Source organism: Pantoea sp. B566, assembly GCF_024793925.1.
Taxonomy (GTDB): Bacteria; Pseudomonadota; Gammaproteobacteria; order Enterobacterales; family Enterobacteriaceae; genus Pantoea; species Pantoea ananatis.
On sequence record NZ_JANUQL010000003.1, the window covers coordinates 225,660 to 246,489 of the forward strand.

Below are 20,830 nucleotides of genomic sequence, written 5' to 3' on the forward strand. Positions count from 1 at the left end.
CATATTTTCGCGTTTCTTTTTCCTCCTCGCTGTTGTACAAGACTGTACAAAGTTGTACAGATTGAGCTGTATAACCTGGAATAAAACGGCATCAAAACGCTGCCCGCCAGGAAAAATCTGTACAACATTGCGCTGATAAAGCCGCGTTGAGCGCGATCCCTGTCCGTTGGCCGGTGAGATAATCTGTCAAAGCGACAGGATGGCGTTGCGCTGCCGGGTGGTGAGATAGCGTCAGAGATGACGTCCATGTTGCATGCGCGTCAGAAATCAGAAAGAGGGCAGTAACAACCCTGTTTGTGCGTTACAGGGGTTTAATGCTGGCTTTGTGGGCGGCGTTGCAATAATTCACTTCCTTCTGCCCCCGCAGGACGTTAAGGTTTACGCCTCTCGAATCAAAAGGAAATGATAATGGTTAACGACTATTTTTCGCTGCCGCCGGCAGGCATGACACAGGAACAGCATAAACGTACGGTGGCGGTTGCGGCAGCACTGGCGGTGGCAAAAGAGTCCGTCAGCGCTTCAACGTCTGCGAATGGCTCGAAAGCGGCGTGGGATCTGCAGGCCGTGGCAAACGAAATCGCCAATCTGGCCGATGCGATTCAGGACGCGCTGGAGTCCGATAACGAAGTATAACGGTGTCAGTGCGCTGTCGTCAGGGCAGCGTCCGGCCCCTGGATTAGCCGCCGGGGCTCAGGTTGTCCGGGCGGCGCAGCCCGTCAGGCGTTGACGGCGATCCGCATTATTTCGCCGCGCGTTGTGTGGAGAAATAAGCCAGCAGGCGCGTCATCTTTTGCTGGGGTGAGGTGTCAGTTGCGCCACTGTCGCTGACGTCGCCCATCCAGCGCTCATCCGCTTCCGGATGCGGCCCGGTTAACACAACTGTCCCTTTGCCGTAGACGTAACGCGCCATCGCCACATCGCCATTACGGTAAAAAGCCACAGGTGTAAAACCGTCCTGCTGTGTCTGACCAACAAGATAAGGGCCATCCTGATAATAAAAGGTTTCTTGCCTGTGATCCCAGGTCACCGCGATCGTGTAATCACCCTCATCCGCGATGTGTGAGCCCGGACGTCCCACTTCAGAGTCAAGTGGCGAGGCGATGAGCCCCAGCCAGTTACTGTCCGCCAGGTAGGCTCCCATGCACAGACCGAGATAGCCTTTGCCACTGCGGACAAAATCCCGCACGGCACGGGCCCCTTCATCACCGAGCGCGTCATAGGCAGCGGGGATGTCCTGGTCGCCGCCGGGCTGGATATAAAGATCAAACTGACGCAGGTTCTGTGCATTCAGCTTTAGTTTTTCGTGCTCACCGATATAGGCAATGCTGAGTGGCATCGCGACGCCACGAAGCGCTTTCACCACCATTTCAGAACAGCCCTCACAGCCTGCCGCACCGCGATAAACGGCAACGTTTAGCGGAGCCTGTGCCGCCAGGCTAACGCCGGATGCGACGCTCAATGCAAACAGCATCGCGGTGAAAATCCCGCGTCGATAGCGGACATGTTGTAATGCGTCAGAAGCGAGGCGCATGTTGCATTTCCTGTCAGAAAAAGAAAGAGACGATTTCCGTAACGGCCGCTGCCGCAACGGAAAGCAGGTTGGCTCAGGCAGCGTGCCAGGCCGACATCAACATACCGCAATCTGATGTTCTTGAGCAACTGCTCAATTCAGGGCGGTGATTATCCCGCACTAACCCTTTTGGCCGACGAGGCTCTTGAGCACACCGCCGCCAGCGGGGTGGCGGTGTGCGCAGTCGCGCGCTGAACGCCCTTATTTGTTGTACCCTGAGGCGACAATTTTTGCTGCACCCGCCAGCACATCTTTACGCGCAGCGGCGTGCTTATCAGGCTGGGTGTAATAGGTTACCAGCACCAGCGGTGCATGATGCGGTGGCCAGATGACGGCAATATCATTGGTGGTGCCGTAATCACCGCTTCCGGTTTTATCTGCAACCGTCCAGCTGGCGGGCAGGCCAGCGCGTATGCTGTTAGCACCTGTTGTATTGCCTTTCATCCAGTCGGTCAGTTGCTGACGTTGCGCGGGTGCCAGCGCCTTGCCCAGCACCAGCTTTTTCAGGCTTTGCATCATGGCATCAGGCGATGTCGTATCACGCTTATCACCCGGGATAGCAGTATTCAGCTCCGGTTCTTTGCGATCGAGCCGAAAGGTGCTGTCGCCAATGCTACGTGCAAACGCATTGACCTGCTGCGGGCCACCCAGGCGGATCAGCAGTGCGTTCATGGCGGTATTATCGCTGTATTGCAGCGCCGCCGCGCTGAGTTCTGCTACCGTCATGGTGGCGCCGACGTGTTTTTCAGTGATGGGGTTATAGTTAACCAGGTCGGCTTTATGAATGGCGATTTTTTCACTCATCAAGCCGTCCGCGCTTTCGCTTTTTTTCAGGATGGCCGCAACGGCGAAAACTTTACTGGTGCTGCATAGCGGAAAGCGCGCATCTCCCCGGTAGGTGAAAACGGTGCCATCGGCGGTGTCGGTTACCGCCACACCCAATCGTCCGCCCGCGTTTTTTTCCAGCTGTTGGATGCCGCGTTGCAGTGCGGCCTCGTCAAAGCCGGCCTGGGCGGCAAGCGGTATCGCGAGTGCCAGCAGGGTAACGGCCGTGCTGGCGCGTCGTCTGAACAGATGAGTCATAGTCAATCTCCACTGATGAATGCCCGCCTCGCTGAACAGAGGCAAGGCATAACGGTTAGCCGCATCGTTGCGCGGTCAGGATTAAACGAAAAGTTGCCCTTCAGCCCCTCGTTAAACTTATGTCGCTTTAAAAGATGTCTCGCGCCTGGGAAGCTGTCCGCTGAGGCCTGCATCCTGCTATAGCACGTTTTTTCTGAAGAAAAGCGTTAGCGGAGGAGATGGTAGGGGATTTCAAAATTCCGACAAGCGAGATAATTTGAGAGGAGCCAAAAGAATTTCTGGGGGTAAATGTGAAACATGATGTTCCGCTTAACGCACTTCGGGCTTTCGAAGCCTCCGCCCGCCACCTGAATTTTACCCGCGCGGGCCTGGAGCTGTTTGTCTCTCAGGCCGCCGTCAGTCAGCAGGTCAGACTGCTGGAAGAACGACTGGGCGTCGTCTTATTCCGCCGGTTGCCGCGCGGTCTGGAGATGACGGATGAGTCCAGGCTGCTGTTTGCTGAAGTGTCAGAAGCCTTCACGCAGCTTGAAAACGCCTGGCGTCGTTTCGAAGGGGGTGAATACCGAGAGGTAGTGACTGTCGCCTGCGTGGGGACTTTTGCATTGGGCTGGCTGTTACCCCGGCTTGAGGCGTTCCGTCAGCAGCATCCGGCGCTGGAACTGAACGTACGCACCAACAATAACGTGGTCAACCTGGCGGGCGAGGGCGTGGACTATGCGATTCGGTTTGGCTCTGGCGCCTGGCCCGCCACGCAAAATGAACGGCTGTTTACGGCTCCGCTTACGGTGCTTTGTCGCCCCGACGTTGCCCGCCGCCTGCAACAACCCGCCTGCCTGTTACGGGAAAATCTGTTACGTTCCTACCGGGCTGATGAGTGGGACAGCTGGTTTACGGCAGCGGGGATCACACCGCCCAGGATCACCGGCCCGGTATTTGACTCGTCACGTCTGATGATTGAGGCCGCGTTTCATACGGGCGGCGTTGCGCTGGTGCCGGCGTGCATGTTCCAGCGTGAACTGGATGCCGGTACGCTGGCCCGTCCTTTTGCGCTAGAGATTGATGTCGGCAGCTACTGGCTAACCTGGCTCCGTTCAAAGAAGATGACGCCATCGATGGAAATATTCCGTGAATGGATAGGGCGGCGGGCAACAGGCGAAGGCGAATAGCCGGATAAGCCGGACAGCCTGTTGTGAATAACATTACTCGGGTCGAGGTAACCCGCGTTAACCGGATTAAGAGAGCAAGGCGGCCTGTGAGCCGCCAGCGGTTTTTTCACTGGCCCCTTCGTCACAGGCGTAAAAAAACAGGGATTCATTTTATTATGCCCACTCTGCGTTCAGGAATGCTCTGCGCCGCTTTTTCATTTTCGCTGGTTTCCCGGTAATTAAGAAACCAGATGATAAACTCACTGTTATTTTTCACGCCAAGCTTTTTCATGACACGTTGCTTAATATAATATGCAGCGTGCACGGGAAGCGCCATCCAGTCTGCTATTTTATTCATTTCCATTCCCGTCATAAAAAACCACGTTAATGAAATTTCATCGGTTGTTAAAGATACTTTCTGTCCGTGACGGTTTTTTAATTCCATGCTGTGCTCCTTTCCCTTATAAGGCTGTCAGGTCAGGGCGCATCATAGCGCTGGGCGGCGGTGAGAACACTTCACGTATTCTTTACTTATCTTAATAATTATATTAACAGTTAAATCAGGTGTTTATATGTCTTCATCAGATCTGATCTACGCAGGCATGATCAGAAGCAGTCAGGAAAAGCATCTCTTACCGCACCGCGATATCGGGCGCGCCCCGCCGGGGGCCAGCTGAAACGGCTTATCACTGACGGGCCTGGTTTCTGTGATTCCGCTTTATCGAACGGTGTGCTGTGCGTGCGGGGATAAATACCCTGTCCTGGCATCAGGCCGGGAAGAAGAATAAAAACGGCCGGAGGTTAACGCAACAGGCGGCGCCTTGTGTCTTTCATGTTGTGTCTTTCATCAAATCGCTATCTGAATAGCGATACGTCGGTATTAATATAAGGCATAACGACAATCATTATTTGCAGTTTATTATTGGCAGAAAATTAAATCAGTCAGCGCCAGAATACAAATGCTGTCGATGTTTACGCTGCCGTTCATCGGGACCAAACAGAAAAGCGCGTTAATTAACGGGAAACATGCAGGTGAACGGCCCACTGAAATACCGTGCGTGTAACCGTTTCAGGGTCGTGAACATGACGCAGCCACGGCGTCAGACAAAAAGCGCGCCACGAACAAAACAGGCTAAGGCGCAGAGAAAGCCGCAGGTGAAAGAATGACCTGAATGCAGGATTGCTGAACAGTTGCGTAAAACCTGCCCGGCGCGGCTGCAAAAAAATCTGTATCCACATCAACCGCTTCATATAAACCCTTGCCATTTCACTTGATCAAACCCGTTGATCACGATTACTGTAATTATATACAGTTATTTTGGAAGGGAGGTAAATGTGGAGCTTATCAGGCCAGCAAACGTCAGTGCGTTACTCGCGTTGCCGCTGTTTATGGAGCGGGTGCCATGTGGTTTTCCATCGCCGGCTCAGGACTACGTAGAGCAACGTATTGATTTGAACAAGCTGATCGTTCAGCACCCCAGTTCGACCTACTTTGTACGGGTAAGTGGAGAGTCGATGACCGGCGCAGGCATTAATGACGGCGATATGCTGGTGGTGGACAGCGCGCTAAGAGCCTCGCATGGCGATATCGTGGTCGCCTCTGTCGAGGGGGAATTTACCGTTAAGCGTCTTCAGCTTCAGCCCTGTCTGCAACTGATGCCGATGAACCGGCAGTTTAAACCGATTGCGATTAGCACGGAGGATGCGCTGGAAGTGTTTGGTGTGGTGACCTATGTGATCAAGTCGGTTTATTAATCATGTTTGCGCTGGTGGACGTGAACAACTTTTATGCCTCCTGTGAAACGGTGTTTCGGCCCGATCTCAAAGGAAAGCCCATTATTGTGTTATCTAACAACGATGGCTGTGTGATTGCACGCAATGCGGAGGCAAAAGCCCTGGGCATTACGATGGCCGTGCCCTTTTTCAAAATGCGGGAGATTATTGCCCGTCACAACGTGCAGGTTTTTAGTTCCAACTACGCCCTTTATGCGGATATGAGTACCAGAGTGATGACGCTGCTGGAGGAAATGGCGCCCTCGGTAGAGATTTATTCCATTGACGAAGCCTTTCTGGATCTGACGGGCGTCAGTCACTGTATGTCGCTCGACACCTTCGGCCGCGAGATCAAAACCCGAATAAAAAAAGAAGTTCATCTCAATGTGTGCGTCGGCATTGCCCCCACTAAGACGCTGGCAAAGCTGGCTAACCATGCCGCAAAAAAGTGGAGTAAGACAGGCGGTGTTCTGGATTTGTCCAACAGAGAACGACAGAAAAAGTTGCTTTCACTTGTGCCGGTCGCCGATATATGGGGCGTTGGCAGACGGCTCAGCCAGCGACTTGAGGAAATGGGGATTAAAACGGCAGATGATTTAGCCTGCCAGAGCACCAGCCTGATTCGTAAAAATTTCAGCGTGGTGCTGGAGCGCACCGTAAGAGAGTTGCGCGGCGAACCCTGTCAGGATCTGGAGGCGCTCGAACCCACCAAACAACAGATTATGTGCTCACGCTCCTTCAGCAGTCGCCTGTCAGACTATGCGCAGGTGCGGCAGGCCGTCTGCACCTACGCCGAACGTGCGGCCGAAAAACTTCGCAAAGAAAAACAGTACTGCAGACAAATCGGTGTGTTTTTGCGCACCAGTCCACACGCGCCCGGCGAAAATTTTTACGGTAATCAGGCCACGGGGCAACTCCTGACGCCGTCTCACGATACGCGCGACATCATCCGGGTGGCGACCGAGATGCTCGACTATATCTGGATAGAAGGGCATCGCTATATCAAGGCCGGCATTGTCCTGAGTGATTTTTTCGACCATGGCGTAACGCAGCTGGATCTGTTCGACGAACGATCGGTTAACCCCGGCCGTAACGATCTGATGCAGGTGATCGATTTGATTCACAAAGAGGGCAAAGGAAAGATGTGGTTTGCTGGGCAGGGGACGGAAAAACGCTGGGCCATGAAGCGCGAGATGCTGTCGCCGGCTTACACCACCCGCCTGAGCGATTTGCCCGTGGTGAAGTGACGGCGGCCGTCGTGACATCGGTTTCAGGCGCGGTCATAAGACGGAATGCTCTCATAAAGGGTCCGTTTTGTGCTGCCGCTCTGCGTAAACCAGGCTTTCTGGTCTAGGATGAAACAGGTATTCATTCGCCCTTAAGGAGAGCATTGTCATGTCAGAACTCAGTAAATCTCCAGTGGCCGATCAGGCTGAACATAACGCGTTTTTCCCGTCAGCCTATTCTCTTGACCAGTTCACCAGCCCTAAATCCGATCTGAGCGATGCTGAATACGCGCAACCGTACTCAGGGCACAAAAAAATTCTGGTCATCTGCGCTGACGAGCGCTATCTGCCGCTGGATAACGACACGCTGTTTTCAACCGGGAATCATCCCATTGAAACCCTGCTGCCGCTGTACCACCTGTATCAGGCCGGCTTTCAGTTTGACGTGGCCACGCTGTCCGGACAGATGGTGAAGTTTGAACACTGGGCAATGCCCCAGCAGGATGAGGTGGTGGTCGGATTTTACAACCATTGCCTGGCGCTGTTCCGTTCACCTTTAACGCTAAGCGACGTGGTGGCATCACTTACGCCTCATTCAGACTATGCCGGTGTGTTTATTCCGGGGGGGCACGGTGCGTTGATTGGGTTGCCAGAAAGTGAGGCGGTCGCAGAGGCGATTCGCTGGACGCTGGCAAACGATCGTCATCTGATATCGCTATGCCATGGCCCGGCAGCGTTTCTTGCGCTGGGTAAAGGGGAAAACCCGCTTAACGGCTACGCTATCTGCGCATTCCCGGATTCAGCGGATAAGCAAACGCCCGATATCGGCTATATGCCGGGGCATTTAACCTGGTATTTTGGCGAGAAGCTTCAGGCAATGGGGCTCACGCTGGTCAACAGTGATATCAAAGGCACCGTACATAAAGACCGTCGGGTATTAACCGGCGACAGCCCGTTTGCCGCCAATGCGTTGGGTAAACTGGCTGCAGAAGCATTACTTAACGCTAACCGCTAAAGGCTCGCACCTGCGCCCTGAGCGGTCGCCTGCAATGCCTTCGTGCAGGCTTCTGCATCAGGGCTGGGATTCGGGGTATACTTGTGATCCACGCCTGAGATACAATCACGGGTGCATATCGTTTTCGGCCAGTGCCGAAGATGTCGCCTTTCACATTGGTCGTCATGAACAGCCAGCTATCTACAGCCTGTAAACACAGAGAACGCGGTCGGCCCAGAGAGTTCAATATGGAACAGGCTCTGGACAAGGCAATGATTGTGTTTCGGCAAAAAGGCTATCATGCCGCATCGCTGGCCGATCTCGGTGAAGCAATGAACCTCTCTGTCGGCAGCATCTACAAGGCTTTCCAGGATAAGCGTTCATTGTTTTTGCTGGTCTTTCAGCGCTATATCGCCGTTCGCAATGCGGATTTGCGGGAGCGGCTGGCTCAATACGCCACCGGCCGCGCGAAGCTAAGCGAGCTGTTGCAGTTTTATCTGGACTCCTCTCGTGGTGGTGAAGGGCGCACCGGCTGTCTCGTGGTCGGCAGTGCCATTGAGCTACAGGTGCTCGACGCAGAGCTGTCGCAGTTGGTTGCCCAGGTGATCAACCGCAATAAGCACTTTCTGATGTCATTACTGGAAGAAGGGCAGCACGATGGCTCAATATCCGCCGATCTTGATATTGAAACGGCCGCAGGCCTGATTTTGCGTATCGCATTTGGCATGCGCGTCACGGGCAAGGTCGCCGATGTTGCCAATGAGCAAGCGACCATCGCCCTGGCCTTGAAAATACTGGATTAACATTTGTCTATTTAGGAAGCGAATATTTCCTAAATTATAGCGCGAAGATGACAGCTAACGCATGCGATCTGATGCGCTAACAGGACGAATGGAAAAGCGCCATTTTGATAAACGAATGAATATTAAATGAAAAGTAAAGTTTGAGGAAAATGCGTGAAACAAAACAGGACAGAGATCGGTGAAGAAATACACGCGCTTTTAGGAAGGATTGTGTCAGGTATTCTTCAGCCCGGAGAAGCGGTGACGGTACAGGACATTATCAGCGCGCTGCACCAGCAAAGTCTTCAGACGGCGTGCGAAAAGACCAGGCTGACTTGCGAACAGGCCATCCGCATCCTGGCGCATAAACTTCACTAGCGTGTGAGGATCATTTGCCGGACAGGGTTCTGCAAAGCAGCGGAAGCAACAGAAACAGTAAAAGTAGTAGAAACAACAGAAACAGTAACAGCACCAGAAACAGTAACAGCACCAGAAACAGTAATAGCACCAGAAGCAGTAACAGCGGTTATGCCGCTACTGCTCTGACAAAGATGACCCGCCCGAATAACGGCAGTCAGTTGCCGTGTCACCGCCCAAACAGCAACCCAATCAATTCACGACAAAGACGCTCTTCTTCCTGACTTGCCGACAGCTCAAGGCGGCGCAGCAGTTTAGTACAGATAGATTTACGGTTTACGTTCTGACCTGCGCGTAAAATATCAACAACGATCTGTCCCAGCAGCTCTTGCTGTGAAGGCAGGTTCGCCGCAGAAAAATAACGTGAGATATCGTCGGCGCTCTGAGGTAGGCGATGATTGTGTTGCATAGGTGCTCTCGCAGTGGTCCAAAAGTCGTCAGTTGAAAGTAGCATAAAGTTATACAATAAAATAAAACTTGTACAGCTATTTCGATGTAAAAATGAACGGTTGCTGGCGGAGAGGGAAAAAGCAGGCTGCAACAGCCCGTTAACAAGGGAAAACAAAGAAGAGAGCAGGGCCGCACCAAGGTAACGCGGACGCACAGCGCGCCCGCGTGGAGGGATAACCCCTGACCGGAGGGTTAGTGTTCGGTCAGGTTGGCAGGCACCTGGCCAGTAACGGCCATCCAGTTGAGTTCTGCCCGCTCCCGTGTCGCGACGTTAATAAAGCTCTTCAGCCATTTACGGGCATCCGCGATTTGAATGACCCGCTCGTCGTCGATTTCATTATCCGCCATAACGCTCAGCTGACGGATCAGCGAAACCACAGTTATCTCCTCATCCTGTAGGGCCAGGTTCACCGCAGCTTCACCAATAATCTTATGGCCGGTAGCTTCATCGTGAAAATACATATGCACCTCCTGAGTGAGTGAGAATGTCGTCGACCCAGTAATTAGTCTAGTAAAAGAAATGCATAGTGAAAGCCTAATTTCATTAGGCATTACCTATCAAATAAAGCCGTGAAAAAAGTGAACTTTGTGATAAGCGCGCTAAGTTCTTAAAAAGCAGGGAAAAAGCGCAATCAGAGAGATTTTCCAGAAAGAAATTGAAGTGATTAAAGCACTAGATACGCGGTCATTGGCCTGAAATTAAGATAGGTGCTTGACAGTTAAAGGCCGAAATTGCGGCACTATTCGGATCGTAGCAGGTAAAATAAACCTGTTATGAGGCCCTGAAAGCGTTAAAAAAAGATCGCCAGACCGGCGAAAAGTCAGACGCAAGATGAAAAATCACCTTAATCTGGAAGCCGATAGCAGAAAACAGAACGGGTCTGACGTCACCCTGTTTACATTCGATTCTGACATCAGAATAAACTGGAGCGTGAGCGGCGTATTAACGAGCAGGGGAGACGATAAGGCGAGGGGAAACAGAACAGGGCTGCGGGCAATAAAAAAAGCCGCCCTGTTTGGGGCGGCGCGTTTATTAGTTTGGAACTTCTGAAACGGCTTTAACGTCGGTTTTATTAATCTGCTGTTTCACACCGTTTGCATCGGTGTAGCCCAGTAAACCGGCATCAGATTCAGAAGGTTTGCCGTCACTAATAATGGTACGGCCATCGTTAGTGTGAATGGCATAGCTGGTACGAGTACAGCCACTTAATGCGGCCATGCCGATCAAAACGGCCAGCGGTAAAATCAGCGTCTTCTTCATAGTCTTCACCTTATATCCATGATGGAATTAATTAGTTATCAAGTTCACTCATGTTGCTGATCTGATCGCGATTAATTTGTTCGGTTTTGCCTGTTTGTGCATCACGATAAGAAACCAGCCCCGTATCGCTGTCAATTTGAGGCTTACCGTCGGTCACTATCGTGCGGCCGTCTGATGTTTTAATAGATTGGTTTGAAGAGCAACCTACTAACGTTGCCAGGGACAGGGCAAGTAAAACGGCAGCTGAGAAGGATTTAGTATGCATTTCATCTCCTTGAAGTGGACCTTGAATTAAACAGCATAGACGCTTTTGAGATTTTTGCAGGCCAAAGCGCGAAACGACATAAATGATGAAAAGAAAATAGCGCGAATAGCTAAAACAGAGCAGGAAAGCATCCTGTCTCTCAGAAAATTCACATTTAACGCCTGTCGTTAGGTATTTCATCGGGCGCTCTGTAACCTTGGTAACAGGTTAACTAAATAAAGGAATCGACAATGAAATGGCAAATGAGTGCAGTCGCAGCGTTATTAATGGGTTCAGTGAGTGCTTATGCAGCAGAATCAGACAGCATGAAAAATCCTCTGAGCGTTCATGTATTAAATCTGGAGTCGGGCACGCCAACGCCGGGTATTTCCGTTGACCTTGAACATAAAGAGCAGGATAAGTGGGTAAAACTTTCCTCCGGTGTTACCGATAAAAACGGCAGAATTAGCGCGCTGTTTCCCGAAGGGAAAAAAGTTGAAACAGGCGATTACAAAGTCGTCTTTAAAACAGGCGATTATTACCAGAAAGTTCAGCACAAATCCTTTTTCCCGGAAATTCCGGTGATATTCCACATGGAAAGCAGCGAGCCTCATTACCATATTCCGTTACTGCTGAGTCCCTATGGCTATTCAACCTATCGCGGTAACTAATTTCACCCGGCAGCGTCACTGCTCAGAGGCACTGCCGGCCCAGTGAGGGGCACTTCGCGTAGGCAGCATGCCGCTGCTGACCCTCTACCTGCCGCCCTGCGTCTCCTGCAGGGTGGCGGAACGCGCCCGCCGTATTCGTCTTTATTCCACTGCCTTATTTAAACACTTTTGCTGATGCCCAGGCTATCATCGGTTAAATTGCCCTGACAGGCCGGTGCGCCCGCGTGGCTCTCCGGCGAAGGTCAATGACACCTAATCAAGCAGAACGCCCCATGCCCTGCTTTCCGTACAGGAGAATCGCTGATGTTAAAAGGATTAACCGTGGCTGCTGTGTTAGTGCTGTCGGGCTGTAGCCTGATGCACAAGTCGTCGCCCGCGCCAGAAACGTTACACTACCGCTGTGGCACATTGCCGCTCACCGTGACGCTGGATAATGCCAAACAGCAGGTAAGCTTTATCATGGACGGCAAGCCGCTGACCCTGACACAAACGGTTTCCGCTTCCGGCGCTCGCTACAGCGACGGTCACTATGTTTTCTGGTCCAAAGGAAACGGCGCCTTTATTGAGCGCAATGATAAGATCGTTGTAAACGATTGCGAGTTGCAACCTGCCCGTTAACGTTACCGGAGTGAATGTGCATCATGAGTGACAGTGACATGCTACAAACTATTGCCCATCTGCGCCGTGAATATACGCGAGGTGGGCTGCGTCGCAAAGATTTACCCGATAATCCGCTGGCGCTGTTCGAAAGCTGGCTAAAGCAGGCCTGTGAGGCGCAACTGCCCGATCCCACCGCCATGACGGTGGCCACGGTGGACGAGCAAGGGCAGCCGTATCAACGTATCGTGCTGCTCAAGCACTACGATGAGCAGGGCATGGTGTTTTACACCAACCTCGGCAGCCGTAAAGCACAGCAGCTGGGTCACAACCCGCGTATTTCCCTCCATTTTCCTTGGCACTTTTTAGAGCGTCAGGTGATGGTGTTGGGCGAAGTCGAGAAGCTGTCGCCGCTGGAGGTATTGAAATATTTCAGCAGCCGTCCCCGTGACAGCCAGATTGGCGCCTGGGTTTCCCGACAGTCGAGCCGGATCTCTGCCCGCGGCGTTCTGGAAGGCAAGTTTCTGGAGCTGAAGCAAAAATTTCAGCAGGGTGACGTGCCACTGCCCAGTTTCTGGGGCGGTTATCGGGTGAAATTTAATACGATGGAGTTCTGGCAGGGGGGCGAACATCGTCTTCACGATCGTTTCCTCTATCAGCGAGATAACGACGGCTGGAAAATTGACCGACTCGCGCCGTAAAACTGCGTTTTCCCCCTCATCAGCGCTGGCACAGAAGGCGTCAGCGCTTTATGCTATAGCCCTTAATTTTTCCTTCCGCAACTCAGCGGAAAGCTGTGTACCAGCATAGGTGCAGCCTGATCAATTTGGAGTCAGTGATGACCAGCAGTAACCTGATACAACAATTGCAAGAGAGGGGCCTGATCGCCCAGGTGACGGATGAAGACGCGTTAGTAGAGAAACTGGCGCAAGGGCCAATTTCGCTCTATTGCGGCTTTGACCCCACTGCTGACAGCTTGCATTTGGGCCATCTGGTTCCACTGCTCTGCCTCAAACGTTTTCAGGATGCCGGGCACAAGCCGGTTGCGCTGGTAGGCGGCGCCACGGGCTTAATTGGCGATCCCAGTTTCAAAGCTGCAGAGCGTAAACTCAACACCAGCGAAACCGTCGGTGAGTGGGTAGAAAAAATCCGGACGCAGGTCGCACCCTTCCTGGACTTTGACTGTGGTGCCAACAGCGCGATTGCGGCCAATAACTATGACTGGTTTGGCAATATGAACGTGCTGACTTTCCTGCGTGACATCGGTAAACACTTCTCTGTTAACCAGATGATCAACAAGGAAGCCGTTAAACAGCGCCTGAACCGTGACGACCAGGGGATCTCGTTCACCGAATTCTCCTATAACCTGCTGCAGGGTTACGACTTCGCCTGTCTGAATGCGCTGCACGGCGTGTCCCTGCAGATTGGCGGATCTGACCAGTGGGGTAACATCACCTCCGGTATCGATCTGACGCGTCGTCTGCACCAGAACCAGGTATTTGGTCTGACCGTTCCGCTGATCACCAAATCGGACGGCACCAAGTTCGGTAAAACCGAAGGCGGCGCGGTCTGGCTGGATGCGAAGAAAACCAGTCCCTACAAGTTTTACCAGTTCTGGATCAACACCGCAGATGCGGATGTTTACCGCTTCCTGAAGTTCTTCACTTTCCTGAGCATTGAAGAGATTCATGCCCTGGAAGAAGAAGATAAAAACAGCGGAACCGCGCCGCGCGCGCAGTACGTGCTGGCCGAGCAGGTCACGCGCCTGGTGCACGGCGAAGAGGGGCTGGCTGCCGCGAAACGAATCACCGAGAGCCTGTTCTCTGGCGCGCTGAGCGATATGACAGAGGCCGACTTCGAACAGCTGGCGCAGGATGGTATGCCGACCATCACGCTAAGCGCCGAAGACGATCTGCAACAGGCTCTGGTCAAAGCTGAGCTGGTGCCTTCACGTGGTCAGGCTCGCACCATGATTGGTTCGAATGCCGTGTCGCTGAACGGTGAAAAGCAGTCTGATGCTGAGTACCGTTTCAGTGACAGCGATAAGCTGTTCAACCGCTTCACGCTGCTGCGTCGCGGTAAAAAGCATTACTGCCTGATTAACTGGCAGTAACCTTTCAGGGCCGGTTTCCGGCCCTTTTTTATGGCAAGGCACTACAGGGCAAAAAAGTGAAAAACGTTTTAGCAATTCAGTCGCACGTGGTGTTTGGTCACGCGGGCAACGCGGCGGCAGAGTTCCCGATGCGCCGTATGGGTGTGAACGTCTGGCCGCTGAATACCGTGCAGTTTTCTAACCATACGCAATATGGCCACTGGACCGGTACCGTGATGCCGGCCACGCACTTAACCGATATCGTCAAAGGCATTGCCGATATTGACCGCCTGAAAACCTGTGATGCGGTACTCAGCGGTTATCTGGGCTCGGCCGAGCAGGGCGAAAACATTCTGGAAATCGTGCGCCAGGTAAAAGCCGCGAACCCGGAAGCCTGGTATTTCTGCGATCCGGTTATGGGGCACCCGGAAAAGGGCTGCATCGTTGCACCCGGCGTGGCGGAGTTCCACTGCAAACTGGCGCTTCCCGCCAGCGATATCATCGCCCCCAACCTGCTGGAGCTGGAAATGCTCAGCGAACGCAGCGTAACCAGCGTAGAAACGGCGGTTGACGCGGCACGTATGCTGATTAGCCAGGGGCCGAAAGTCGTGCTGATTAAGCACCTGGCGCGCGCAGGGCGCCGCAGCGATCGGTTTGAGATGCTGCTGGTGACCGCCGGTGAAGCCTGGCACATCAGCCGTCCGCTGGTGGATTTTGGCGTTCGTCAACCGGTGGGCGTGGGCGATCTGACCAGTGGCTTGTTGCTGGTCGATCTGCTGCACGGGCTGTCGCTGCAGGCGGCGCTGGAACACGTCACTGCTGCGGTCTATGAAGTGATGCTGAAAACGCATGAGATGGGCGAGTATGAACTGCAACTGGTTGCCGCTCAGGATGCCATTGTCCGACCGACGCACGTCTTCCCCGCTGAGAAGCTGTAAAAAAGGGCCGGTTACGGCCCTCATCGTATCAGTTAAGTCCTTCCGCTTTGAGCGCGGCCTGAACCGACGGCCGCTCTGCAACGCGTTCAAACCAGTGTTGCAGGTGGTCCCGCGCGGCCAAATCCAGGTTCAGCGCTTTTGCCCAGCGGGTAACCACAAATAAATAGGCATCCGCGACGCTGAAGTGCACGCCCATCAGCCACTGTTTGTCTTTAAGCTCATCGTTTACCCAGGCAAATTTCGCCTCCAGCTGGCGGCGCACCAACGCTTTGTACTCCTCAGGCGCATCGTTGCGAAACAGGGGAGAGAAGCTTTTGTGTAACTCGCTGCTGATATAGCCGAGCCACTCAATGGTGTGATAACGCGTCAGGCTCCCCACCGGGGCCAGGAGGTGACGATCGGGTTTAAGATCGGCCAGATACTGCACAATCGCCGCGCCTTCCGTTAATACATTCCCATCGCTCAGCTGCAGGGCCGGCACCTGACCTTTGGGGTTGATCTGGCGAAAATCTTCACCGCGCTCGGTGAGCTTAGTCTGCAGATCAACATTAACCTGCGTAAAGTCCAGACCACATTCACGCATGACGATATGCGGTGAAAGGGAACAGGCACCAGCTTTACAAAACAGTTTCATAATGAGGCCACCATGTTGCGAATCGTGTTTGCATAGTAATCTCATGGCGCGGAATTGCCAGTAATAAGGCGCAGGAATGTGCGAGGCATTGATCGGCGACAAAAACAAAAAAAACCGGGCAGGCCCGGTTTTCGTGAAAAGTCATGACGTCAGTCAGGCTTTGTCTGCTGCCGTATCTTGAGTCATGCGGTTCAGCAGAGGGGCGGTAATCAGCATCAGCACGGCGATGACCGCCGTCGCGATACCAATCTGCTGGAAAACTCTGCCGTAGGTGGCCAGGGAGATCAGCGGATCGGTAACGTTTTCAGGAACGGCCATCAGGTTTGCCACTTTACCGGCAATGACCGCAGCGCCCGCCGTCGTCAGGAACCATGAACCCATGATAAAACCCATAAGACGCTGCGGAACCAGCTGCGCCACCATCGCCAGGCCAAGACCGGAAATCATCAGTTCACCAATGCTCTGCAGGCCATAGCTGAGAATCAGCCAGTTAACAGACACAATCCCCGCATCGCTGGCAAACTTCGCGCCGACCGGTAACACCAGGAAGGCTGCGGAACACAGCACCATACCGATGGCGAACTTGTGCGGCATGGGCAGTTTATCGCCCAGCTTGTTGTAGACGGCTGCCAGAATCGGGCTGGCAAGCATGATCCAGAACGGGTTCAGCGCCTGGAATTGCTCAGGGGCAAAGGTGATACCCAAAATGCTGTGCTCAACGTTGCGAATCGCAAAGAAGTTAAGCGACGTTGGCATCTGCATATAGAGCACGAAGAACACGATGGCTTCCACCATCAGCAGGAACGCAACAATCATACGACGACGGGCTGCGCCGTGAAGGGCAAAGGCTTCTTTGGCAAAGATGACAAAGATACCGAACGCTATCACGCCTAACAGCACGCGGGCGATTGACTGGTGGTGCAGCATCCAGTTTGCCAGGGCGACCAGGACGACAATTCCCACCAGAGTCATCAACAGTTTGCCGAACTGAAGTGGGGCAAAGTCCGGTTTAGAGCCGAAGTCTTTCACCAGGCGTTTGCAGAACAGGAAGTTAAGCAGCGTGATGACCAGGCCGACAACCGAGAGCGAAAACGCCACGTTGTAGCCGTACTTCTCCGCTAACCACGGAGTCAGCATCATTGAAAACAGCGAACCGATATTGATGGACATGTAGAACATGGTGAAGGCCCCATCAATACGGGGATCGTCTTTGTCATAGCACGTCGAGAGCAGCGAAGAGGGGTTAGCTTTAAACAAGCCACTTCCCACGGCAATGGTCGCCATACCAACATAAACGATGCTGACGTTGTGGCCCGAGAAGGCCACCAGGGCATAACCTATTGCCAGAACCAGCACGCCAAGAACGATAACGCGTTTGGTCCCGAGGACTTTGTCACCCAGCCAGCCACCGATGGCGACAAGGCCATATACCAGGGCGCTAAATGAGGAGAACAGGGTAATAGAGTCGGACTCCGACATCCCCAGTTGTCTCACCAGGTAAACCGCCATAATGGCCTGCAGGCCGTAGTAACCAAAACGTTCCCATAATTCGATAGAAAAGATCAGGTAAAACGCTTTGGGCTGTTTGAACGCGTTAAGGCTGACGGCCTCGTCGGTGTGTTTGTTTGCAGTTGACACTTGTACCTCTGTTATTTCATATCCTGTGTCGCGACAGGAATTAAGTCCGCGCCATGTGATCAGACCATGGGCCAGATTTTTATTAGATGGGAAAAACGGCGACTAATTTGGCTGAATAAAGGCGACAGGGCAAGCGTTTTCTACCTTCTGCCGGAAAGCGATCGTGTGGCGTGAAAACCTAAATAAATATTATTAGTTGGAATTTAATTCTGATTTTAAGCGTTACTGTGAAGTAATGGCGTCACGTTAGGGTTGCAGGAGTGTTAATAATGACATTAACTACTAAAACGGCGTTACGCCGAGCTTTACAACGGAAAGTGATATTTTCTCAGGACAATCTGGCTATAAAGCAGGTTTTGACGCCGATTTGATGAAATAGTCTGCGTATTATGACGTTAATCTCCACCAAAGGCGTAAAAAGATTGATTAAGGTCACATTTTTGCCTGTTAATTCAGGCAGAGAAAAAAGCTTATCTGGGTACGGCGTGCCCGTAGCGCTTCGCTGTATCGGGTGGGAGACACGACAGAGCCGCACTTCGGGACTCGACATCCGTTGCCCCCTGCCGTAGCATCCTTATTTCGTTAAGAGGAATTTTGCTATGCCGTTACCTTTACGTCTCGCGTTAGTCGGCGACTATCGTCCGGAAGCCGTTGCGCATCAGGCTATTCCCCTGGCGCTTTCCCGTGCCGCTGCCCATCTTGCTATCGATATTGAACCTGAGTGGATCCCAACACCTGAGCTGGGCGATTTAACCGCCATCAGGCAAAGCCATGCCGTATGGCTGGTGCCGGGAAGTCCCTATAAAAATGATGAGGGCGTCTTCAGTATGCTGCGCTGGGTACGGGAAGGGGAAAAACCTTTTCTGGGTTCCTGTGGCGGTTTTCAGTATGCCGTTATCGACTATGCACGTCACGTACTGGGCTGGCATGATGCGAATCATGCAGAAACCAGCGATGAAGGGCGGATGGTGATTGCGCCGTTAAGTTGCTCGCTGGTGGAGCAGCGCGGTGAGGTGACATTTGAACCCGGTTCACGTATTGCCACCGCCTACGACAGCCTCTCCAGCGATGAAGGCTATCACTGCAACTTTGGCGTTAACCCGGACTTCAGTGCAGCGCTGGAAGGCAACAATTTGCGTATCACCGCCTGGGATCTCAATGGCGATGTACGCGGCATAGAACTGACCGATCATCCTTTTTACGTCGCCACGCTCTTCCAGTCCGAGCGTGCAGCCTTACAGGATAAGGATTCTCCGCTGGTGATTGCCTGGATGCAGGCGGCTCTGGATCAGCGTTAGATCAGAAAATAAAAAGCCTGTGTGTTCACAGGCTTTATCAGACAACACCTTCGCGTTATTCCACTTTATCCGGGTATTCGCACAGGTCCTCAATCAGACAGGCGCCACAGCGCGGCTTACGGGCCACACAGGTATAGCGACCGTGCAGAATCAGCCAGTGGTGGCAGTCCACTTTGAATGCCTTAGGCACAACCTTTAACAGTTTTTCTTCGACCTGCTCGACATTCTTGCCGGGGGCGAAATTTGTCCGGTTGCAGACGCGAAAAATATGGGTATCCACTGCGATGGTGGGCCAGCCAAAGGCGGTGTTGAGCACCACGTTTGCCGTTTTACGGCCCACACCGGGCAGCGCTTCCAGGGCTACACGATCTTCGGGCACCACACCGCCGTGCTGTTCCAGCAGAATGCGGCAGGTTTTGATGACATTCTCTGCCTTGCTGTTGAACAGTCCGATCGTTTTAATGTATTCCTTCACACCGTCCACGCCCAGCGCCAGCATTGCAGCGGGCGTATTCGCGACCGGATAGAGCTTTGCGGTGGCTTTATTCACGCTGACGTCGGTGGCCTGGGCAGAGAGCAGAACCGCAATCAATAATTCAAACGGCGAGCTAAACTGCAGCTCGGTCGTAGGATGAGGATTAGCCTGCTGCAAACGGCTGAGGATCTCGGTACGCTTTGTCTGGTTCACACGGCTTTTCCGGTATTGCCTTGCGGTGCAGCCAGCGCCTGCTCTTCAGCACGGCGCACAGCACGCTGCTTCATTTTTTGATCGATCAGGTATTTACCCGCCAGCATCATGCCCAGACCAATAAAGGCGCCTGGTGGTAACATCGCCAGCAGCATCGGTGAATCCAGATGAATCACCTCAATTTTTAATGCTTTTGCCCACGGGCCTAACAGCTGGTCTGCACCGTTAAACAGCGTCCCGCTGCCAATAATTTCACGGAGGGAACCCAACACCACCATTGCGCAGGTTGCGCCCATCCCAATGGCAAAACCATCAAGGGCTGCAAGAGGGATGCTGCTTTTCGATGCGACGGCCTCGGCACGGCCTACCACGATACAGTTGGTCACGATAAGCGGAATAAAAATGCCCAACGACTGATACAGGCCATAGGCATAAGCATTAATCAGCATCTGTACACAGCTCACCACGGACGCGATGATCATCACGTAAATGGGGATGCGAATCTCCGAGGGCACCCAACGGCGCGAGGCGGAAATAAAGCTGTTGGTCAGGGTCAGCACCAGCGTGGTGGCCAGCCCCAGCCCCAACGCATTGGTGGCGGTGGCGGTCACCGCCAGCAGCGGACACAGGCCCAGCAGCTGCACCAGCGCCGAGTTATTTTTCCACAGCCCGCCTACCAGCAGGTTTTTAGCTTCACTCATTTGCGTCTCCACATTCGGGTAACGAAGAGAGTTTCCCTTTCAGGGATTCAATTAATAATGCCGTACGTTTGGTGGCATTCACGACGGCTCGTGGGGTAATCGTGGCGCCGGTGAACTGATCGAATTCGCCACCGTCTTTTTTAACGGCAAACGCTTTATCATCCGGACCTGTTACCACTTTGCCATTAAAGCTGTTAATCCAGTCAGAAATGCGCAGTTCTATTTTATCGCCTAAACCGGGCGTTTCATGATGTTCAATCACGCGGACGCCCAGCACCTTACCGTTAAAGTCAGCCCCGACCAGCATCTGTATCGCGCCGGAATAGCCGTCCGGTGCCGTCGTTTCCAGCGCCGCGGCAACAGGCTGGTTGCCTTTACGTGCCAGATAAAGATGGTGAGGATTGGTGTTACCCAGCGCCGGATCAGTGACAACGTAACATTCCTGCTGAATGTGGTTGTCGTACATATCGGTCGGCACCACCTGGTCCAGCAAATTTTTCTGCTGCAGTTGCGTCTGATGCTCAACGGTTGGCTTAGTGACCGTATTCACTATGGCCGTCACGCCGGTCGTAATGGCGGCAAACAGCGCCAGTGTCACGCCATTTTTGCGTATCGTGTCCAGCATCAT

Annotated in this window: 25 protein-coding genes; 13 read left to right on the forward strand and 12 right to left on the reverse strand. The window is 53.1% G+C overall.

Going from position 1 to position 20,830, the window contains the following annotated elements:
• Window positions 1–408 precede the first annotated feature (408 nt).
• Window positions 409–633 (forward strand): hypothetical protein, encoded by a 225-nt coding sequence (locus tag NYE92_RS02785; RefSeq protein WP_014605937.1) that lies wholly within the window; start codon window positions 409–411, stop codon window positions 631–633.
• Between the two features lie 106 nt (window positions 634–739).
• On the opposite strand, the gene NYE92_RS02790 is transcribed toward NYE92_RS02785, so the two are convergent.
• Both NYE92_RS02790 and bla read right to left on the reverse strand, forming a co-directional pair.
• On the reverse strand, window positions 740–1,531 hold the full coding sequence (locus tag NYE92_RS02790; RefSeq protein ID WP_158151087.1) for a BPL-N domain-containing protein: 792 nt from the start codon (window positions 1,529–1,531) through the stop codon (window positions 740–742).
• A gap of 240 nt (window positions 1,532–1,771) precedes the next feature.
• The gene (gene bla, locus NYE92_RS02795; protein ID WP_110015089.1) at window positions 1,772–2,653 is read right to left on the reverse strand and encodes a class A beta-lactamase; all 882 of its coding nucleotides are present in this window, start codon (window positions 2,651–2,653) and stop codon (window positions 1,772–1,774) included.
• 278 nt (window positions 2,654–2,931) lie between these two features.
• On the opposite strand from bla, the gene NYE92_RS02800 reads away from it, so the two are divergent.
• On the forward strand, window positions 2,932–3,819 hold the full coding sequence (locus NYE92_RS02800) for a LysR family transcriptional regulator (protein ID WP_196492566.1): 888 nt from the start codon (window positions 2,932–2,934) through the stop codon (window positions 3,817–3,819).
• Window positions 3,820–3,964: 145 nt separating this feature from the next.
• Here the strand turns inward: NYE92_RS02800 and NYE92_RS02805 are convergent, their stop codons facing one another.
• Window positions 3,965–4,243: a hypothetical protein gene (locus NYE92_RS02805; RefSeq protein ID WP_014605934.1), complete on the reverse strand. Its 279-nt coding sequence runs from the start codon at window positions 4,241–4,243 to the stop codon at window positions 3,965–3,967.
• Between the two features lie 890 nt (window positions 4,244–5,133).
• On the opposite strand from NYE92_RS02805, the gene umuD reads away from it, so the two are divergent.
• The 5 genes from umuD (at window position 5,134) to NYE92_RS02830 (ending at window position 8,951) form a co-directional block, all read left to right on the forward strand.
• A complete protein-coding gene (gene umuD / locus NYE92_RS02810) occupies window positions 5,134–5,553 on the forward strand; it encodes a translesion error-prone DNA polymerase V autoproteolytic subunit (RefSeq protein ID WP_014605933.1) in 420 nt (139 codons plus the stop codon).
• A gap of 2 nt (window positions 5,554–5,555) precedes the next feature.
• Window positions 5,556–6,818 carry a translesion error-prone DNA polymerase V subunit UmuC gene (gene umuC / locus NYE92_RS02815; protein WP_013025641.1) on the forward strand — a complete coding sequence of 421 codons (1,263 nt, stop codon included), beginning with the start codon at window positions 5,556–5,558 and terminating at the stop codon, window positions 6,816–6,818.
• Between the two features lie 148 nt (window positions 6,819–6,966).
• Window positions 6,967–7,812 (forward strand): glyoxalase III HchA, encoded by an 846-nt coding sequence (gene hchA, locus NYE92_RS02820; protein WP_015700389.1) that lies wholly within the window; start codon window positions 6,967–6,969, stop codon window positions 7,810–7,812.
• A 140-nt stretch (window positions 7,813–7,952) separates the two neighbouring features.
• Window positions 7,953–8,594, forward strand: coding sequence for a TetR/AcrR family transcriptional regulator (locus NYE92_RS02825; protein ID WP_014593623.1), 642 nt, complete (start codon window positions 7,953–7,955; stop codon window positions 8,592–8,594).
• A 153-nt stretch (window positions 8,595–8,747) separates the two neighbouring features.
• Window positions 8,748–8,951, forward strand: coding sequence for a hypothetical protein (locus NYE92_RS02830; protein WP_013025644.1), 204 nt, complete (start codon window positions 8,748–8,750; stop codon window positions 8,949–8,951).
• Window positions 8,952–9,159: 208 nt separating this feature from the next.
• Here NYE92_RS02830 and ycgZ read toward each other — a convergent pair whose 3' ends face one another.
• The 4 genes from ycgZ to NYE92_RS02850 form a co-directional block, all read right to left on the reverse strand.
• Window positions 9,160–9,399, reverse strand: a complete 240-nt coding sequence (gene ycgZ / locus NYE92_RS02835; protein ID WP_014605931.1) for a regulatory protein YcgZ — start codon at window positions 9,397–9,399, stop codon at window positions 9,160–9,162.
• A 233-nt stretch (window positions 9,400–9,632) separates the two neighbouring features.
• Window positions 9,633–9,902: a hypothetical protein gene (locus tag NYE92_RS02840; RefSeq protein ID WP_014605930.1), complete on the reverse strand. Its 270-nt coding sequence runs from the start codon at window positions 9,900–9,902 to the stop codon at window positions 9,633–9,635.
• Window positions 9,903–10,473: 571 nt separating this feature from the next.
• Complete coding sequence (locus NYE92_RS02845; RefSeq protein ID WP_014605929.1) at window positions 10,474–10,701, reverse strand: YgdI/YgdR family lipoprotein; 228 nt, start codon at window positions 10,699–10,701, stop codon at window positions 10,474–10,476.
• A gap of 31 nt (window positions 10,702–10,732) precedes the next feature.
• On the reverse strand, window positions 10,733–10,966 hold the full coding sequence (locus NYE92_RS02850; RefSeq protein WP_014605928.1) for a YgdI/YgdR family lipoprotein: 234 nt from the start codon (window positions 10,964–10,966) through the stop codon (window positions 10,733–10,735).
• A gap of 230 nt (window positions 10,967–11,196) precedes the next feature.
• On the opposite strand from NYE92_RS02850, the gene uraH reads away from it, so the two are divergent.
• The 5 genes from uraH (at window position 11,197) to pdxY (ending at window position 15,243) form a co-directional block, all read left to right on the forward strand.
• Window positions 11,197–11,616 (forward strand): hydroxyisourate hydrolase, encoded by a 420-nt coding sequence (gene uraH, locus NYE92_RS02855; protein ID WP_072138018.1) that lies wholly within the window; start codon window positions 11,197–11,199, stop codon window positions 11,614–11,616.
• 303 nt (window positions 11,617–11,919) lie between these two features.
• On the forward strand, window positions 11,920–12,234 hold the full coding sequence (locus NYE92_RS02860) for an MliC family protein (protein WP_013025650.1): 315 nt from the start codon (window positions 11,920–11,922) through the stop codon (window positions 12,232–12,234).
• Between the two features lie 23 nt (window positions 12,235–12,257).
• A complete protein-coding gene (pdxH, locus tag NYE92_RS02865; protein ID WP_015700385.1) occupies window positions 12,258–12,914 on the forward strand; it encodes a pyridoxamine 5'-phosphate oxidase in 657 nt (218 codons plus the stop codon).
• A gap of 137 nt (window positions 12,915–13,051) precedes the next feature.
• Window positions 13,052–14,326, forward strand: a complete 1,275-nt coding sequence (gene tyrS / locus NYE92_RS02870) for a tyrosine--tRNA ligase (RefSeq protein ID WP_014605927.1) — start codon at window positions 13,052–13,054, stop codon at window positions 14,324–14,326.
• A 56-nt stretch (window positions 14,327–14,382) separates the two neighbouring features.
• Window positions 14,383–15,243 (forward strand): pyridoxal kinase PdxY, encoded by an 861-nt coding sequence (pdxY, locus tag NYE92_RS02875; RefSeq protein WP_013025653.1) that lies wholly within the window; start codon window positions 14,383–14,385, stop codon window positions 15,241–15,243.
• 28 nt (window positions 15,244–15,271) lie between these two features.
• On the opposite strand, the gene gstA is transcribed toward pdxY, so the two are convergent.
• Together gstA and dtpA are read right to left on the reverse strand one after the other, a co-directional pair.
• Window positions 15,272–15,877 carry a glutathione transferase GstA gene (gene gstA, locus NYE92_RS02880; RefSeq protein WP_014605926.1) on the reverse strand — a complete coding sequence of 202 codons (606 nt, stop codon included), beginning with the start codon at window positions 15,875–15,877 and terminating at the stop codon, window positions 15,272–15,274.
• Between the two features lie 153 nt (window positions 15,878–16,030).
• Window positions 16,031–17,515, reverse strand: a complete 1,485-nt coding sequence (gene dtpA, locus NYE92_RS02885; RefSeq protein ID WP_013025655.1) for a dipeptide/tripeptide permease DtpA — start codon at window positions 17,513–17,515, stop codon at window positions 16,031–16,033.
• 599 nt (window positions 17,516–18,114) lie between these two features.
• Between dtpA and NYE92_RS02890 the strand changes: the two genes are divergently transcribed.
• Window positions 18,115–18,813: a CTP synthase gene (locus tag NYE92_RS02890; protein ID WP_014605924.1), complete on the forward strand. Its 699-nt coding sequence runs from the start codon at window positions 18,115–18,117 to the stop codon at window positions 18,811–18,813.
• A gap of 55 nt (window positions 18,814–18,868) precedes the next feature.
• Here NYE92_RS02890 and nth read toward each other — a convergent pair whose 3' ends face one another.
• Genes nth through rsxG form a run of 3 tightly spaced genes read right to left on the reverse strand, consistent with a single transcriptional unit; the run spans window position 18,869 to window position 20,827 of the window.
• The gene (gene nth / locus NYE92_RS02895) at window positions 18,869–19,501 is read right to left on the reverse strand and encodes an endonuclease III (protein ID WP_015700384.1); all 633 of its coding nucleotides are present in this window, start codon (window positions 19,499–19,501) and stop codon (window positions 18,869–18,871) included.
• Entirely contained in the window at window positions 19,498–20,202 is a 705-nt protein-coding gene (locus tag NYE92_RS02900) for an electron transport complex subunit E (RefSeq protein ID WP_014605923.1), read from the reverse strand. Before NYE92_RS02900 ends, nth begins: the two co-directional genes overlap by 4 nt.
• A complete protein-coding gene (rsxG, locus tag NYE92_RS02905; RefSeq protein ID WP_164886586.1) occupies window positions 20,195–20,827 on the reverse strand; it encodes an electron transport complex subunit RsxG in 633 nt (210 codons plus the stop codon). Before rsxG ends, NYE92_RS02900 begins: the two co-directional genes overlap by 8 nt.
• Window positions 20,828–20,830 lie beyond the last annotated feature (3 nt).

Excerpts from the sequence above, each read along its gene's own strand:
- NYE92_RS02785 (WP_014605937.1), top strand. The coding sequence starts at position 409 with ATGGTTAACGACTATTTTTCGCTGCCGCCGGCAGGCATGACACAGGAA.
- NYE92_RS02790 (WP_158151087.1), bottom strand. The coding sequence starts at position 1,531 with ATGCGCCTCGCTTCTGACGCATTACAACATGTCCGCTATCGACGCGGG.
- bla (WP_110015089.1), bottom strand. The coding sequence starts at position 2,653 with ATGACTCATCTGTTCAGACGACGCGCCAGCACGGCCGTTACCCTGCTG.
- NYE92_RS02805 (WP_014605934.1), bottom strand. The coding sequence starts at position 4,243 with ATGGAATTAAAAAACCGTCACGGACAGAAAGTATCTTTAACAACCGAT.
- umuC (WP_013025641.1), top strand. The coding sequence starts at position 5,556 with ATGTTTGCGCTGGTGGACGTGAACAACTTTTATGCCTCCTGTGAAACG.
- hchA (WP_015700389.1), top strand. The coding sequence starts at position 6,967 with ATGTCAGAACTCAGTAAATCTCCAGTGGCCGATCAGGCTGAACATAAC.
- NYE92_RS02825 (WP_014593623.1), top strand. The coding sequence starts at position 7,953 with ATGTCGCCTTTCACATTGGTCGTCATGAACAGCCAGCTATCTACAGCC.
- ycgZ (WP_014605931.1), bottom strand. The coding sequence starts at position 9,399 with ATGCAACACAATCATCGCCTACCTCAGAGCGCCGACGATATCTCACGT.
- NYE92_RS02840 (WP_014605930.1), bottom strand. The coding sequence starts at position 9,902 with ATGTATTTTCACGATGAAGCTACCGGCCATAAGATTATTGGTGAAGCT.
- NYE92_RS02845 (WP_014605929.1), bottom strand. The coding sequence starts at position 10,701 with ATGAAGAAGACGCTGATTTTACCGCTGGCCGTTTTGATCGGCATGGCC.
- NYE92_RS02850 (WP_014605928.1), bottom strand. The coding sequence starts at position 10,966 with ATGCATACTAAATCCTTCTCAGCTGCCGTTTTACTTGCCCTGTCCCTG.
- uraH (WP_072138018.1), top strand. The coding sequence starts at position 11,197 with ATGAAATGGCAAATGAGTGCAGTCGCAGCGTTATTAATGGGTTCAGTG.
- NYE92_RS02860 (WP_013025650.1), top strand. The coding sequence starts at position 11,920 with ATGTTAAAAGGATTAACCGTGGCTGCTGTGTTAGTGCTGTCGGGCTGT.
- pdxH (WP_015700385.1), top strand. The coding sequence starts at position 12,258 with ATGAGTGACAGTGACATGCTACAAACTATTGCCCATCTGCGCCGTGAA.
- tyrS (WP_014605927.1), top strand. The coding sequence starts at position 13,052 with ATGACCAGCAGTAACCTGATACAACAATTGCAAGAGAGGGGCCTGATC.
- gstA (WP_014605926.1), bottom strand. The coding sequence starts at position 15,877 with ATGAAACTGTTTTGTAAAGCTGGTGCCTGTTCCCTTTCACCGCATATC.
- NYE92_RS02890 (WP_014605924.1), top strand. The coding sequence starts at position 18,115 with ATGCCGTTACCTTTACGTCTCGCGTTAGTCGGCGACTATCGTCCGGAA.
- NYE92_RS02900 (WP_014605923.1), bottom strand. The coding sequence starts at position 20,202 with ATGAGTGAAGCTAAAAACCTGCTGGTAGGCGGGCTGTGGAAAAATAAC.
- rsxG (WP_164886586.1), bottom strand. The coding sequence starts at position 20,827 with ATGCTGGACACGATACGCAAAAATGGCGTGACACTGGCGCTGTTTGCC.